This is a genomic window from Streptomyces sp. NPDC052114 (assembly GCF_040680155.1).
Lineage (GTDB): Bacteria > Actinomycetota > Actinomycetes > Streptomycetales > Streptomycetaceae > Streptomyces.
In genome coordinates, this window is sequence record NZ_JBFAWC010000003.1 from 399025 (window position 1) to 414428 (window position 15404).

The window sequence follows — 15404 nt, forward strand, 5'->3', positions numbered from 1 at the left end:
GAAAAGCCCCGGGCGTCAATTCGCCCGGGGCTTTTCTCTTGATTCTCCGGCTCGGTGGGGGCGGTCCCTCAGATCACGTCGGCCAGTTCCTCCAGGAGCCTGCGCTTGGCCCGCGCGCCCACCATCTGCTTCACCGGCTCACCGTCGCGGAACACGATCATGGTCGGCGCCGCGAGCACCTCGTACGCGATCGCGGTCCCCGGACTGCGGTCCACGTCCAGCTGCACGATCTTGACGCGCTCCGCCTCCTCGCGCGCCAGCTCGCTGAGCACCGGGGCGAGCTGCCGGCACGGGCCGCACCAGTCCGCCGTGAACTCCACGAGCACCGGACGGCCGGCCTCCCGCAGCACCTCCCCCTCGAAATCGGCGTCCGTCACCTCGGCCACGCCTGCTGCCTTCACTGCCGTCACACTCCTCATCCCGTCAGTTCGCACCGCGGCTCCGGGCCGCCTTCGAGCGCCGCCTCGGCGCGCACCAGCTGCGCGCCGACCTGCTCGCGCACCGCGTTCAACTGGCCGATCAGCGCGTCCAGTTCGGTGAGCTTGCGGCGGTACACGGCGAGCGACGCGGGGCACGAGTCGCCCTCCGGGTGACCGGAGCGCAGACACTCCACGAAGGGGCGCGTCTCCTCCAGGTCGAACCCGAAGTCCTGGAGCACCCGGATCTGCTCCAGGAGCCGCAGGTCGTCCTCGTCGTACGTGCGGTAGCCGTTTCCGGTGCGCCGCGCGGGGAGCAGCCCGCGGGACTCGTAGTAGCGCAGCGTCCGCGTGGTCGTCCCCGCGCGCGCCGCGAGCTCGCCGATTCGCATGCCACGACGGTAATCCTTGACGCCCACGTCAAGGCCAGAGGATTTCCCGGGGCGGTCGCGCGCGGGCGTCAGCCGGGATCCGGCGCTCCGTACGGCCGCCGGAGCTCGCAGAAGGACCGGGTCCCGGCCAGCAGGACCACGCCGTCCCACAGGCGGCCCGCCGCCTCGCCCCGGGGCGCCGGTGACACGACGGGGCCGAACAGCGCCCCGACGCCGTCGACGGAGAGCACCGGCGTGCCGACGTCGGTGCCGACCAGCGCGATCCCCGCGTCGTGCGAGGCCCGGACCACGGGGTCGTACTCCGAGGTCATCGCCACGGACTGCAGCCGCGCCGGGAGCCCCGCCTCGGCGAGCGCGGCCGTCATGCCCGACCAGTCCTGCCGCTCGTGGAGGTGCCGCCCGAGGGCGTCGAAGTAGCGGCCGAGCGCTTCGTTGCCGTGCCGCTCGCGCACGGCGGCGCAGACCCGGCCGTGCGCCTTCATGTACTCCCCGTAGAGCCCCTCGGGATCCTCCGGGTCCACGGCGAGGCCTTCGTTGAGCACGGCCAGGCTCATCACGCGCCAGCGCACCTCGACGCCGCGCACCCGCTCGACCTCGCGGAGCCAGCGCGAGGTGATCCAGGTGTACGGACAGACCGGGTCGAACCAGAAGTCGACGCCCGCTCCGCGAGGGGCGGACGTGGCAGCGGATGCGGCGGAGGCGTTCACCCAACCACCGTACGCCTTCGGCAAGTTGACGCACCACAGCCGTTGACGCGACGCGCGCCCACCACTACAGGACTACTCGGCGTCCTCGGTGCGCTTGTCATAGGTGAGGAAGACGGTGCCGCTGTCGAGGAGGACGGCGTCCGTCCGCTCGTACGTCACCGGGTCGAAGGCCGTCTTGGCCGAGAACAGCGGCGTACCCGAACCGAGCGTCAGCGGGCCGAGCTTGACGATGAGCCGGTCGATCTCACCGCGCAGCGCCCCGGCGAGTTCGCCGCCGCCGCACAGCCAGATGTCCTTGCCCTCCTCGCGCTTCAGCTCGCGCACCCGCTCGACCGGGTCGGTGGCGACCAGTTCGACGGCGGGGGCGGGGCTCTCGGTGAGGGTGCGGGAGAAGACGATGTGCCTCAAGTGCGGGTAGCAGTCGGGGACTCCGGCGTCGACGCCGATCATGTACGTCCTGCGGCCCTCGAGGATCGTGTCGAAGTGGGTCCCCTCGGCGGTGATGCCGAGGGCCTCGCGGGCCGGCCCCGGCAGGGTCTCCGGATACTGCCCGACCAGCTGCTGGAGGTAGTCCTGACCGACCGGCCAGAAGCCGTCGGGGCCGGTGGGGTCGGAGCCGTCGGGACCGGCGATGAACCCGTCGAGGCTGACGGCGATGAAGTAGACGAGCTTTCGCATGGGGGCTCCTTGAGGGTGGCGGTCGGTCGGAAGGGCGGCGGGACGGACGGTCAGCTGCGGTTCCCCGGCTTGGGGAGCGGCCGCGGCCGCGGCACCGAGCGGGGCTTGGCGGGCTGCGGGAACGACCGGTGGTGCTGCGCGGTCCGGGCCTGGAGGGCGGACGGGGCGCGGAACTGCTTCGGGTTTCGCATCGAGCTCCTTGGAATCACGGTGATCGTTGTACTCTGCTTGGAGTGGTTAGAACGTAGTACTTCACCTGGAGTGGTGTCAACGCTTTTCCTCGGACTTCCCGAGCGCGGCTTCCCCGCGACGCGCAGGGCCCGCCCGGCCGACGCCCGCCCCTTACGTGTCGGCCCAGTACAGGGACATCTCCCGGTTCACGAAGAGGTGCACGTACCCGCACCGCCAGCAGATCAGCCCGGTGGCGGACTCGTCCGCCCAGGCCATCTTCATGAACTCCATGCCGAAGCTGTTCAGCTTCACGTCCCGCTCACGGAACAGGTCCCCCTGGCAGACCTGGCAGTTGATCCACGTCCCCCCAATGGCGGCACGCACCGGTCCGGGCGCCATGGCCCTCCCCTTCCCCCACAGCCATCGGCGCCGGTCAGACGCCTACGAAGGAGGCTAATCGACCGGCGCCGACGGCTTCCTGGCCGACCGTGCCCGGAGTTCGAGCCGCACCACGCGCAACCGCCGCACCACGACCGACGGCCGGACCGCCCCGTACGCGGGGCGGTCCGGCCGTCGGATTCGTGCCTGATCAGAAGGTGTTCAGCACCAGGCGTGGTGGCGCCGGGTCAGTGCTGCGGCTGCGGCTCGCGCGTGCGGTCCTCGGTCGTGGTCCGCTCGGTTCCGCCGGACTCCGCGGCAGTCCCGTCCCGCTTCTTCCGCGGCAGCAGCACCGCCACCAGCACCGTTCCCACGCCCAGGATCCCGGCGCCGATCAGGCTCGTGTGGGCCACCGCGTCCGAGAACGCGGAGCCGACCGCGTCGGCCATCCTGCCCGCGCCCTGGGCGAGTTGCTCGGCCTGGGTCTTGAGCTGGGCCGCCTGCTCGGGCGAGCCCGCCCGCGCGGCCTTCGCCGCGACCTCGCGCGCCTGGTCGCCGATGCCCTGGGCCACCGCGTACCCCGCGCCGACCGAGTCCTGCGCGGTCTCCAGCGTGCCGGCCGGCAGCTTCGCACCGGAGGCGGATGCCGCGTCCGACAGCTCCGAGGAGTACGAACTCGCAAGCACCGAGCCGAGGATGGCGATGCCGAGCGAGCCGCCCAGCTCCAGCGACGTGTCGTTGACCGCGCCGCCGACGCCCAGCTCCGACTCCGGGAACGCACCCATGATCGCGTCCGTGCAGGGCGAGAGCGCGAGGCCGATGGCGAGGCCGAGGACGATCAGCGGGGCGACGAAGTCCCCGTACGAGGAACCCGCGTCGACCTGCGTGAGCAGCGCGAGCGCCACCGTGCCCGCGACCATGCCCGCCGTCACCGTGATCTTCATGCCGACGCGCGGCGTGAGGTAGCCGGTCAGCGCCGAGCCGACGAAGACCGCGCCCGCGAGCGGCAGCATGCGCACGCCCGTCTCCAGCGGGTTGTAGCCGAGGACGAACTGGAGGTGCTGCGTGAGGTAGTAGAACGCGCCGAAGACCGCGAGGAAGAACAGCGCCACCGCGAGGTTCGAGCCCGCGAAGCGGCGGTCGAGGAAGCGGCGGACGTCCAGGATCGGGTGCGGGTGGCGCAGTTCCCAGGCGATGAAGGCCAGCAGGCCCGCGCCCGCGACGACCGCCGCCGAGACCGCCTTGGCGTCCCAGCCGAAGTGCGGCCCCTGGATGATCATGTAGACCAGCGCGCCGGTCCAGACGACGGAGAGCGCGCCGCCGACGTAGTCGATCCGGTTGCCGTGACCGGCCTTGGACGGCGGCACGAGCACGAGGGCGCCGACGATGGCGACCGCGGCGATCGGCACGTTGATCAGGAAGGTCGACGCCCACCCGTGGTTCTCCAGGAGCGCGCCCGCGACCAGCGGACCCGCGGCGATCGCGAGCCCCGCGGTGGCGGTCCACAGCACGATGGCCTTGGCCCGCTCGGCCTTCGGGAACGTCGCGGCGAGCAGCGACAGCGTCGCCGGCATGATCATCGCCGCGCCGAAGCCCATCACGGCGCGGGCCGCGATGACCCCGCCCGAGCTGTCGACCAGCGAGCCCGCGACCGCGCCGCCGCCGAAGACGACGAGGCCGAGGACGAGCGCGCCGCGGCGGCTGTACTTGTCGCCGATGGCGCCGAGCAGCAGCATCAGCGCGGCATAGGGGACGGTGTACCCGTCGATGACCCACTGGAGGTCGGAGCTGGAGAGGCCGAGGTCCTTGGTCATGTCGGGGGCGGCCACGGTCAGCGCCGTGTTCGCCATCACGATGATCAGCAGACTCAGGCAGAGCACGCCCAGCGCCCACCAGCGGCGTGCGTACGGCCGGTCCATCCGCTCGACCGGCTCCTTGATCACCAGAGACATCGAGGCCCTCACTCCTCACATCGGGTCCGCGCCCGGGGCGCGCCCGTCCACGTACACCATTCACTTGCACATCGCTGTGCAACTACACAATGATGTGCAAATTACTTCCTTGCACAACGTTGTGCAAATTGACCACGTGAGCCGAATGATCAGCAGAATGAGAGGCATGAGCACCCCGCGCCCCGCACCCGCCTCCGCGCCCGCGAGCGGCAGAGCCGACGCCAACCGCCGCCGCATCCTCGACGTCGCCGTCACCGAGCTGCTGCGGGACCCCGACGCGTCCATGGACCAGATCGCGCGCGCCGCGGGGGTCGTGCGCCGCACGGTGTACGGCCACTTCCCCAGCCGGGACGCGCTGGTGGGCGCCATCGTGGACCGGGCCATCGAGGCCGTGGAGACCGCGCACGCCAAGGGGCGCGAGGGCGCCGACGACCCCGCCGAGGCGGTCGCCGGTTCGCTGCTCGCGGTCTGGGAGGTCGCCGACCGCTACCGCCTGCTGCTCTCCCTGGCCCAGCGCAGCGTCACGATGGGCGGCATCCGCGAGCGCCTCGGCGCCGTCCACGCCGCCGGCGTGGAGATCTTCCAGCGCGGCCTGGACGACGGCACGTTCGTGTCCCCGCTGCCGCCGCGCGCGATGAGCTACGTCCTCGAAGGGGTGCTGTTCGCCGTGATGGAGGCCGTCAACGACGGCGTCCTGGAAGCGGATGAGGCGGGCAGGTCCACCGCGATCACGTTTCTGACCGCGACGGGCCTGCCCGCCTCAGAAGCCACCGAGCTGGTGACGAGGGTCGCCGAGCGCGGAACGCCCGGCGACGGTACCGAGGGCCGCTAGGCCGTCAGCGACTTCTTGTCCGCACCGGCCTGTTCCGGCACGGCGTCCGCACCCTCGCCGTCCTCGCCCTCGCCCCGCGACGACGGCCCGTGCCCGTCGTCCACCAGCGTCCGCTCGTCGAAGGGCAGTCGACCGGCGAGGACCGCCGACACCCGCTCCTTGTCGACCTCCTTGGTCCACGTACCGATCAGCAGTGTGGCGACGGCGTTGCCCGCGAAGTTGGTGAGGGCGCGCGCCTCGCTCATGAAGCGGTCGACGCCGATGATCAGGCCGACGCCGTCGACCAGCGCGGGCTTGTGCGACTGCAGGCCGCTGGCGAGGACCGCGATGCCGGAACCGGACACGCCCGCCGCGCCCTTGGACGCGATCATCATGAAGAGCAGCAGCGAGATCTGCTCGCCGACGCCGAGCGGCTGGTCCATGGCGTCCGCGATGAAGAGCGAGGCCATGGTCAGGTAGATCATCGTGCCGTCGAGGTTGAAGGAGTACCCGGTCGGGACGGTGATGCCGACGACCGGACGGCTGACCCCCAGGTGCTCCATCTTCGCGATGAGCCGCGGCAGCGCGGACTCGGACGAGGAGGTGGAGAGGATCAGCAGGAACTCGCGGCCCAGGTACTTGAGCAGCTGGAAGAGGTTCACGCCGGCCACCAGGCGCACCAGCGTGCCGAGCACGATCACGATGAACAGCGCACAGGTGACGTAGAAGCCGATCATGATCGTCGCGAGCGCCTTGAGCGCGTCGAGGCCGGTCTCGCCGATGACGGCCGCCATCGCGCCGAACGCGCCCACCGGGGCGGCCCACATGATCATCGAAAGGACCCGGAAGACCAGCTTCTGGATGTGCTCGATGCCGCGCAGCACCGGCTCCCCGGCGCGGCCCATGGCCTGCAGGGCGAAGCCCACGAGCAGCGCGACGAGCAGCGTCTGCAGCACCTCGCCCTGGGTGAAGGCGGAGACGAGGGTCTTGGGGATGATGCCGAGCACGAAGTCGACGAGGCCCTTGTCCGCCTCGTCGGCCGCGTCGTGGCCCACGCCCTTCTCGGACTCGGTGATGTCCATGCCCGAGCCCGGGTGCAGGATGTTGCCGACGACGAGGCCGATGGCGAGGGCGACGACGGACATCGCCATGAAGTAGGCGAGCGCGAGGCCGCCCACCTTGCCGACCTTGGCGGCCTTGCGCACCGAGCCGACGCCGAGGACGATCGTGCAGAAGATGATCGGCGAGATCATCATCTTGATCAGGTTCACGAAGCCGGTGCCGATCGGCTTCAGTTCCTTGGCGAAGTCGGGCCAGATGAAGCCGACGGCGATGCCGAGCAGCACGGCGCCGATGACGGCGATGTAGAGGTAGTGCGTCCGGTCCCGCCTGGCTGCGGGTGCGGCTTGTGGGTCGGCCGTGCTGGTCACGGGGGACCTCCTTGAACGACGACGTCGGCGTTGTGGTGCCCGTAGCGCGTGCGGCTCACGTCCTGGGCGATCGGCTCGCGACCCGGCGCGTCGGCCGGCCCGGTGCCTGGGCGATCCCCGGGCTCGGTGCCCGGGCGATCCCGGCGACTATCTCCCGCGCTGTGAGGGCGGTCACCCTTGCGTTCATTTAGTTCGCACTTATACGACGAGGCAGACTGACACCATGTCCCGCACCCCTCCGTCCCGCCCTCGCCGGCTGCCGCGCAGCCTGGCGGGCCAGCTCTTCGCGATGCAGATCGTGCTGGTCACGGTGGTGGTCGCCGGGTGCGCGCTCTTCACGTACCTCAGCGACAAGCACCAGGCCGAGGAGAGCGCGCGCCGACAGGCGACCGCGGCGGCGCGGGCGGTCGCGGACTCCCCTTCCGTACGGGAGGCCATTCGCGGCGCCGACCCCTCGAAGCGGCTCCAGCCCTACGCGAGCCGGGTGCAGAAGCACACCGGCGTCGACTTCGTCACGATCATGGACCCGCGCGGCATCCGCTGGACCCACCCCGACGAGCGGCGCATCGGCGAGCGCTTCCTCGGCCACCGGGCGGAGGCGCTGCGCGGCCGGACGTTCGCCGAGACGTACACGGGGACGCTCGGCCCGTCGGTACGGGTGGTCACGCCGATCTGGGCCGACGGCGGGGGCGCGGACGACCGCGTCGACCCGGACGACCGCGTCATCGGCCTGGTCAGCGCCGGCATCACCGTCGAGGAGATCAGCGCCAAGGCGCGCGGCCAGCTCCTCGCCCTGCTCGGGGTCGCGGCGGCGGCGCTCGTGCTCGGCGGCATCGGTACGTACGTCATCAACGCGCGCCTGCGCCGCAGCACGCACGGCATGAACGCCGCCGAGCTGAGCCGGATGCACGACTACCACGAGGCGGCGCTGCACGCGGTGCGCGAGGGGCTGCTGATGCTGGACGGCCAGCGGCGGATCGCGCTGATCAACGACGCGGGACGCGAGCTGCTCGGCGTCCCCGAGGGCCCGGTCATCGGCCGCAACGTCGCCGAACTCGGCCTTCCCGCGCCCCTGACCGGCGCCCTGCTCGCGGCCGAGCAGCGGGTCGACGAACTCCATCTGACCGCCGACCGCGTGGTGGTCGTCAACACCTCGCCCGTGTCGGGCGGCGAGCGCCGGGGCACGGTGGTGACCCTGCGCGACCACACCGAACTGCAGGCGCTGACCGGCGAACTGGACTCCGAGCGGGGCTTCACCCGGGCGCTGCGCTCGCAGGCCCACGAGGCCGCGAACCGGCTCCACACGGTGGTGTCCCTCATCGAACTCGGCCGCGCGGACGAGGCCGTCGACTTCGCCACGGCGGAACTGGAACTGGCGCAGGCCCTGACCGACCAGGTGGTCGCCGCGGTCAGCGAACCGGTCCTCGCCGCGCTCCTCCTCGGCAAGGCGGCGCAGGCCAACGAGCACGGTGTGGAGCTGGTCGTCTCCGACGACAGCAGCATCGACGACGGCATGCTCCCGGCGTCCCTGCCGGCCCGCGACCTGGTGACGGTCCTCGGCAACCTCATCGACAACGCGGTCGACGCGGCCCAGGGCTCGCCGTCGGCCCGCGTCACGGTGACGGCGCGGGCGGACGAGGCGGGCCTCCTCCTGCGCGTCTCGGACACGGGTCCCGGGGTCGACCCCGCGCGCCGGGACGCGGTCTTCGAACGGGGCTGGTCCACCAAGGCCCCGACGGGCCGGGGCCTCGGCCTCTCCCTGGTCCACCAGACGGTGACACGCAACGGCGGCGCCCTGACGGTACGAGAATCCCCGGAGGGAGGCGCGGAATTCGAGGTGACCTTGACGACGACAGAGACGCCCCGCGGCACGGGCAGCCGACCCGCTCCTGCTGTGGGCAAGCGTTCCCCTCTCGCTGTGGGCAGGCGGCCCGCTCCTGCTGAGGGCAACCAGCCCGCTCCCGCTGAGGGCAGCGGGCCCACTCCCACTGAGGGCAACCAGCCCACTCCCGCTGAGGGCAGGCGGCCAGCTCCCGCTGAGGGCAACCAGCCCGCTCCCGCTGTGGGCAGGCGTTCCGCAAGGCGGAACGGGTGGGCACAGCCCCCGGTGCCGGGTACCGGTGAGGACGGCGCCGACCGAAGCATGGGCGACACCCCGGTGCCGGGGACCGATGACGACGGCGCCGGCCGAAGCACGGGCGCAGCCCCGGTGCCGGGCCCCGGCACGGGAGGCACCGGCCGAAGCACGAGCGACACCCCGGCGCCGAGTACCGATGACGACGGCGCCGACGAAGGCACGGGCACCCGCCCGCCCCGGGCGAACCGCACCGGCCCGGGAGGCCCCCAGTGATCCGCGTACTCGTAGTCGAGGACGACCCCGTCGCGGCCGACGCCCACGTCCTCTACGTCAACAGAGTCCCCGGCTTCGAGGCCCTCCCCCGCCCCGCCCACTCCGCCGCCGAGGCCCGCCGCGCCCTCGACCGCACCCCGGTCGACCTGATCCTCCTGGACCTCCACCTCCCCGACGGCCACGGACTCCAGCTGGCCCGCTCCCTGCGCGCCGCGGGCAACCCCACGGACGTGATCGCGGTGACGTCGGCCCGCGACCTGGCGGTCGTCCGCGAGGGCGTCTCCCTCGGCGTCGTCCAGTACGTCCTGAAGCCCTTCACCTTCGCCACCCTCCGCGACCGCCTCACCCGCTACGCGGAGTTCCGCACCGCCGCCGCCGACGGCGAAGCCACCGGCCAGGACGAGGTCGACCGCGCGCTGGCCACCCTGCGCGCCCCGGGCCCCGCCGCCCTCCCCAAGGGCCTCAGCGGCCCCACCCTGGAGCGCGTCATCCGCACCCTGCGCGCCGCCCCCGAGGGCCTGACCGCCGCCGCGGCCGCCCAGTCGGCGGGCCTGTCCCGGATCACCGCGCGCCGCTACCTGGAGCACCTCGTCGACACGGCCCGCGCGGCCCGCAGCCCGCAGTACGGTCACGTCGGCCGCCCCGAACTGGTCTACCGCTGGCTCGCCTCGGGCGACTGAGCCCCGACCGGCCCGCGTCGCGCGGGCGGGGCGGACCCCCCTTTCCCGCCCCGGGGGCCTCATCAACGTACGCCCGATAACAACGTTGTCACGTTGATGACAAGCATCAACGCCCAGCCGCCGCACGGGCATTGACCTTGCTCGGAACGCGCCCTTACGTTCACCGGGCAGCCCGCTACGCAGCCCCGCTTCGCAGCTCCGCGTCGCGACCCGCCGCGTCGGCCCGTAGGAGGTCGTGCCCGTGCGCCCCACCACCACCCCTCTGCTCCTCGCCGCCGCCACCCTGCTCGCCGCCGGCACCCTCACCGCGTGCGGCGGCGGCTCCGGCGACGACCCCGACACCGTGAAGGTCTCCTTCAAGCAGTCCACGGACAACCAGATCAGGGTCATGGACACCTATCTGGCGGACATCAAGAAGCAGTTCGAGAAGGAACACCCCGGCAAGAAGGTCAAACTGGTGCCGATCAAGGCGCCGGACTCGGAGTACTACACCAAGCTCCAGCAGATGCTGCGCTCCCCGAAGACCGCGCCCGACCTCGTCTACGAGGACACCTTCCTCATCAACTCGGACATCACCAGCGGGTACTTGAAGCCACTGGACCCGTATCTGGACAAGTGGCAGGACTGGGACCAGTTCATCGACACCGCCAAGACGGCGGCGAAGGCCGACGACGGCAAGACGTACGGCGTGCCGGACGGCACGGACACCCGCGGCCTCTGGTACAGCAAGGCGATCTTCAAGAAGGCGGGCCTGCCCGCGAATTGGCGGCCCAAGGACTGGAACGAGGTCCTCGACGCCGCCCGCACCATCAAGGAGAAGGTCCCCGGCGTCACCCCGCTCAACGTCTACACGGGCAAGCCGGCCGGTGAGGCGGCCTCCATGCAGGGCTTCCAGATGCTCGCGTACGGCACGGGCAAGGACCCCCTCTACGACCCGAAGTCGAAGAAGTGGGTCACAGGGAGCAAGGGTTTCAAGGACTCCCTGTCGTTCGTGGAGACGGTCTACAAGGAGAAGCTCGGCCCGGACGTCTCGGACGCGCTCGACCCCAACTTCGCCACCCGCGTGCGCGGTGAGCTGCTGCCGAAGGACGAGCTCGGCATCAACCTCGACGGCTCCTGGCTGCCGCAGGACTGGGGCAAGGGCGCGGGCCACGAGTGGCCCGAGTGGTCGGACAAGCTGGGCCTCGCGCCCATGCCGACGCAGCACGGCGCGGCGCCCGGCAAGGTGAGCATGTCCGGCGGCTGGACCTGGGCGGTCCCCGCCAAGGCGGGCAACCCCGACCTGGCCTTCGAGTTCATCAAGACGATGCAGACGAAGGCGAACGCCAAGAAGTGGTACATCGCCAACTCGGGCATCGCGGTCCGCAAGGACGTCGCGGCCGACCCGTCGTACATCAAGGCCCAGCCCGGCCTGAAGTTCTTCACGGACCTGGTCGCCACGACGCACTACCGGCCCGCCTACCCCGCGTATCCGAAGGTCTCCACGGCGATCCAGGAGGCGATGGAGTCGGTGACCACGGGCGACGCCTCGGTGGAGAAGGCGGCGAGCGGCTACGACGAAGAGGTGTCGGCGGCGACGGACGGCGCGGTCACCGATAAGTAGCGCCCCCGGCGGGCCCGTTCGCGGGCCCCTGGTGGCCTGCTCCTGGAAACAGAGCCCTGGGGCAACAGAGCCCTTGGGCGGCAGAGCCCTTGGGCGACAGAGAGCGAGTGCCGCACGTGACTACCGCACCCCCTGTGGGCCCCGGCGTCGCCAAGACGTCGCCGGGGCCGGTGTCCCGGCCGCCCGGCCCGCGGGCCAGGGCCCGCCGGAGCCTGCTGCGCGCCCTGCCCGTCTCCCCCGCCGTCGTCCTGCTCGTGCTGTTCCTCGCGGGCCCGATCGGCTACTGCGCGTACATCGCCTTCACCGACCTCCAGCTCACCGGCCAGGCCGAGTCGAGCTTCGTGGGCCTGGAGAACTTCCGTACGGCCTTCGGGGACGAGGACTTCCTCAACGCCGTCTGGCTCACCCTCGTCTTCACGGTCCTGTCCTCGATCATCGGCCAGAACACGCTGGGCCTGGCGCTCGCCTCCCTCATGCAGCGCGCCTCCAAGCCGGTCCGCACCCTCACGGGCGCGATCGTGGTGACGGCCTGGGTGCTGCCGGAGGTCGTCGCGGGCTTCCTCCTCTACGCGTTCTTCCGCCGCGAGGGCACCCTCAACGCCGTCCTCGACTTCCTCCATCTCCCGTCCCAGAACTGGCTGTTCACCCTCCCCATCCTCGCGGTGTCGTTCGCGAACGTCTGGCGGGGAACGGCCTTCTCGATGCTCGTCTACTCCGCCGCCCTCAACGAGATCCCCAAGGAGATCACCGAGGCCGCCGAAGTGGACGGCGCGAGCGGCTGGCGCCGCATGTGGCACATCACGCTGCCGATGATCCGCCGCTCGATCGGCACGAACCTCATGCTGAACACCCTGCAGACGCTCTCCGTCTTCGGTCTGATCTGGGTGATGACGCGCGGCGGCCCCGGAGACCGCAGCCAGACGCTGCCGCTGTTCATGTACGAGCAGGCCTTCCAGAAGAGCATGATCGGCTACGGCACCGCCGTGGCGCTGCTGCTCCTGCTGGTCGGCTCGCTCTTCTCGCTCGTCTACATGCGCCTGCTGCGCACGGAGGTCTGAGTGTCAGCCCGTGAGAACCGACGCAGGCTCGCCGCGGACCTGGGCCTCCTGGTGGTGGCCGCCGCCTTCGTGCTGCCGCTCGCCTGGGTGCTGCTCTCCGCGCTCGACCCCCACGCGGACCTCGGCGTGAAGGTGCCCGACGGCGTCACCCTGGACAACTTCGACGCGGTCCTCACCGACGAGATCACGTTCACGCCCATGCTGAACAGCCTGCTGCTGTGCGGGGGCGGGACCCTCCTGACGGTGGTCTGCGCCGCGCTGGCCGCGTATCCGCTCTCCCGCTACAAGTCCCGCCTCAACCGGCCCTTCCTCCTGACCATCCTGTTCGCGACGAGCCTGCCGATCACGGCGATCATGGTCCCCGTGTACGCGCTGTTCGTGCAGGTCGACCTGATCGACACGATGCAGGGCACGATCTTCTTCTTCGCCGCGTCCCAGCTGCCGTTCGCCATCTGGCTGATGAAGAACTTCATGGACGGCGTGCCCAAGGAGCTGGAGGAGGCGGCGTGGACGGACGGCGCGTCGTCGTTCCAGTCGCTGATCCGCGTCGTGCTGCCGCTGATGGGGCCGGGCGTCGCCGTGGTGACGGTCTTCGCGTTCGTCATGATGTGGGGGAACTTCTTCGTCCCCTTCATGCTGCTCCTGAGCCCGGAGCAGTTGCCCGCGTCGGTCAGCATCAACGACTTCTTCGGCAACAAGGGCACGGTGGTGTACGGCCAACTGGCGGCGTTCTCGCTGCTGTACTCGACGCCGGTGATCCTGCTGTACGTCCTGGTCTCACGGAAGCTGGGCGGGGGGTTCGCGCTGGGCGGGGCGGTGAAGGGGTGAGGGCCGCGTGGGCGGGGCCCGGGTGTGACGCGCACGGAGAGTCCGTACGAAATGTGCGTAGTCGTCTTTCGGACACAGAACTGTGACATGAGTTCGCGGAGATACGTCCCGCGCGTCCCATTCGTGCCGTCCGGTGTCCCTGGTATCGGGCGTCGCCTCGCACTAGCGTGCTGAGCTCGCGCCGACCCTCACCTCTTCGCCGGGAGCCGACAGTGAACCGCCCTCTCCGCCTCGCGACTGCCGCGCTCACCGCGTCCGCAGCCCTGCTTCTGACGTCCTGCGGCAGCGGCGACGACACGTCCAAGGACGACGACAAGATCGCCGGCGCGGAACAGGGCGGGGAGAAGTCCTCGCCGCCGAGCGAGCCGGCCGAGGCGGTGGCGGACCGGCCGAAGATCGAGGTGCCGTCGGATCTGACGTACACGTTCGAGTGGGCCAAGACCGGCGACAAGAAGAAGGACGCCGTCCTGGCCGATACCGAGCAGTACCTGAAGGCCGTCGACCTGGCCATCGCGGAGCAGGACCCGCTGCACAAGGCGTACCGCTTCTACTCCGAGGGCGACGCGGCGGCGGCCAGCCAGAAGTTCGTCCAGGAGTACGTCGACTACAAGGACCGCATCACCGGCACGAAGCGGTACTTCAACGCCCGGGTGGAAGTGACGGGCGGCAGGACGGCGGGCCTCGTCTACTGCGAGGACCAGCGCAAGGCGCACAACAAGAACCTCAAGACGGGGAAGACCGCGAAGGCCCCCGCGCCGTCCAAGGACGACTTCGTGCTCTACAGCAGCCGACTGCGCGTGAACGAGAAGGGCGTCTGGGTCACCGAGACGACCACAACCGACCGGGGGAATGCCACATGCCAGCCATGAGAAGGACACCACTAGTCGCCGCCGGGGCCCTGGCGATGGCCGCGGCGCTGCTGCTGCCGGGGCCCGCGGCCGCGCGGACCGGCCACGGCGGCACCACCAACGGCGACGCCCAGGGCCCCACCGAGGACGGCGGGGACGGCACCCTGCTCGCCCAGGCCGGTGGCATCGTCTACGACCGTTCCAAGAACGGCTCCGGCGCCAAGGCCGGCGCCATCGCCCCCACGGGCGACTACAGCCCGCCGCCCTGCTGGTACGGCCCGACGTACACGCCCGCCCAGTTCAAGAAGGAGCGCGAGGCCGTCTGGGCCGTCGACTCCACCGGGCACGAGTGGGACATGGCTCAGCGCAAGCGCTACGTCGAGGGCGAGCCGTACAAGGACTTCAACATGGACAAGGCCGGCAAGGGCTACTGGTGGACCTCGTTCCCCAACAAGTCCTACCCGCCCGGCTGGGACAAGTGCACCAAGGAGACCTTCTGGGTCGACCAGGGCGACCCGCCGCCCGCCGACGTCCCCGAGGCCATCGACCCGGAGATCCTGGCAAAGCTCGCGTACGCCGAGATCCGCGTGCCCGGCACGAAGGTGTCCCTGGCCCCCGAGGCGGAGACCAAGGTCAACCTGCCCACCTGGGCCTGGCTGGACGGCGCGGAGTTCAAGCCGGTGTCGGTGACGGCCTCCGTCCCGGTCCTGGACATCGAGGCGACGACGACCGCCGAACCGGTCTCGCTCAAGATCGACCCGGGTACGTCGGACGCCGAGACGTACCCCGCGGACGGCGTCTGCGAGATCGTCGACGGCAAGATCGGCGCGCCGTACGCCAAGGGCAAGTCCAAGGAGACGCCGCCCTGCGGCGTGAAGTACCTGCGCTCGTCGGGCGACGGTTCGTTCCCGCTGAAGGCCACGGTCACCTGGAAGATCCACTGGACGGGCACCGGCGTGAACGGCGAACAGAAGCTGCCGGACGGCGAGTTCGGGGCCGAGCAGGACGTGGTGGTGCAGGAGATCCAGGCGATCAACCGCTAGCGGCGGGTGGGCCCGGCGCCGCGAACAGGATCTTCGGCGTCGCGGCGTCGAAGGGGGAA

The 15404-nt window shown here is 71.0% G+C and carries 15 protein-coding genes and 1 pseudogene; 8 read left to right on the plus strand and 8 right to left on the minus strand.

The genetic code is table 11. The annotated features are described in order from the left end of the window. Positions 1-68: 68 nt before the first annotated feature. The 7 genes from AB0L89_RS08685 to AB0L89_RS08715 all read right to left on the minus strand — a co-directional run bounded on the left by AB0L89_RS08685 (position 69) and on the right by AB0L89_RS08715 (position 4694). Positions 69-419 carry a thioredoxin domain-containing protein gene (locus AB0L89_RS08685; RefSeq protein WP_365136482.1) on the minus strand — a complete coding sequence of 117 codons (351 nt, stop codon included), beginning with the start codon at positions 417-419 and terminating at the stop codon, positions 69-71. Then, positions 416-808 (minus strand): MerR family transcriptional regulator, encoded by a 393-nt coding sequence (locus tag AB0L89_RS08690; RefSeq protein WP_365136484.1) that lies wholly within the window; start codon positions 806-808, stop codon positions 416-418. Before AB0L89_RS08690 ends, AB0L89_RS08685 begins: the two co-directional genes overlap by 4 nt. Positions 809-876: 68 nt before the next feature. After that, a complete protein-coding gene (locus AB0L89_RS08695) occupies positions 877-1515 on the minus strand; it encodes a DsbA family protein (protein ID WP_365136487.1) in 639 nt (212 codons plus the stop codon). Positions 1516-1587: 72 nt separating this feature from the next. Continuing rightward, entirely contained in the window at positions 1588-2193 is a 606-nt protein-coding gene (locus AB0L89_RS08700; protein WP_365136490.1) for a dihydrofolate reductase family protein, read from the minus strand. Between the two features lie 50 nt (positions 2194-2243). Next, on the minus strand, positions 2244-2384 hold the full coding sequence (locus AB0L89_RS08705; RefSeq protein ID WP_365136493.1) for a hypothetical protein: 141 nt from the start codon (positions 2382-2384) through the stop codon (positions 2244-2246). A gap of 151 nt (positions 2385-2535) precedes the next feature. Further along, positions 2536-2763 (minus strand): hypothetical protein, encoded by a 228-nt coding sequence (locus AB0L89_RS08710; RefSeq protein WP_365136496.1) that lies wholly within the window; start codon positions 2761-2763, stop codon positions 2536-2538. A 227-nt stretch (positions 2764-2990) separates the two neighbouring features. Next, the gene (locus AB0L89_RS08715) at positions 2991-4694 is read right to left on the minus strand and encodes an MFS transporter (RefSeq protein WP_365136499.1); all 1704 of its coding nucleotides are present in this window, start codon (positions 4692-4694) and stop codon (positions 2991-2993) included. 166 nt (positions 4695-4860) lie between these two features. Between AB0L89_RS08715 and AB0L89_RS08720 the strand changes: the two genes are divergently transcribed. After that, positions 4861-5526, plus strand: coding sequence for a TetR/AcrR family transcriptional regulator (locus AB0L89_RS08720; RefSeq protein ID WP_365136502.1), 666 nt, complete (start codon positions 4861-4863; stop codon positions 5524-5526). Here AB0L89_RS08720 and AB0L89_RS08725 read toward each other — a convergent pair. Further along, on the minus strand, positions 5523-6935 hold the full coding sequence (locus tag AB0L89_RS08725) for a cation:dicarboxylase symporter family transporter (RefSeq protein ID WP_365136505.1): 1413 nt from the start codon (positions 6933-6935) through the stop codon (positions 5523-5525). The two genes, AB0L89_RS08720 and AB0L89_RS08725, sit on opposite strands and share 4 nt — an antisense overlap. A gap of 223 nt (positions 6936-7158) precedes the next feature. On the opposite strand from AB0L89_RS08725, the pseudogene AB0L89_RS08730 reads away from it, so the two are divergent. The 7 genes and pseudogenes from AB0L89_RS08730 to AB0L89_RS08760 all read left to right on the plus strand — a co-directional run. Continuing rightward, positions 7159-8781 (plus strand): annotated as a pseudogene (locus AB0L89_RS08730) (sensor histidine kinase); the annotation flags it as partial. Between the two features lie 500 nt (positions 8782-9281). Then, on the plus strand, positions 9282-9965 hold the full coding sequence (locus AB0L89_RS08735; RefSeq protein ID WP_365136508.1) for a response regulator: 684 nt from the start codon (positions 9282-9284) through the stop codon (positions 9963-9965). A gap of 241 nt (positions 9966-10206) precedes the next feature. Continuing rightward, positions 10207-11568: an extracellular solute-binding protein gene (locus AB0L89_RS08740; RefSeq protein WP_365136511.1), complete on the plus strand. Its 1362-nt coding sequence runs from the start codon at positions 10207-10209 to the stop codon at positions 11566-11568. Between the two features lie 170 nt (positions 11569-11738). Continuing rightward, complete coding sequence (locus AB0L89_RS08745; RefSeq protein WP_365137198.1) at positions 11739-12626, plus strand: sugar ABC transporter permease; 888 nt, start codon at positions 11739-11741, stop codon at positions 12624-12626. Continuing rightward, positions 12627-13454 carry a carbohydrate ABC transporter permease gene (locus tag AB0L89_RS08750; RefSeq protein ID WP_365136514.1) on the plus strand — a complete coding sequence of 276 codons (828 nt, stop codon included), beginning with the start codon at positions 12627-12629 and terminating at the stop codon, positions 13452-13454. It abuts the gene before it with no gap. 212 nt (positions 13455-13666) lie between these two features. Then, entirely contained in the window at positions 13667-14323 is a 657-nt protein-coding gene (locus AB0L89_RS08755) for a hypothetical protein (RefSeq protein ID WP_365136517.1), read from the plus strand. Then, entirely contained in the window at positions 14311-15345 is a 1035-nt protein-coding gene (locus AB0L89_RS08760) for a hypothetical protein (protein ID WP_365136519.1), read from the plus strand. Before AB0L89_RS08755 ends, AB0L89_RS08760 begins: the two co-directional genes overlap by 13 nt. The last annotated feature ends 59 nt before the right edge of the window (positions 15346-15404 follow it).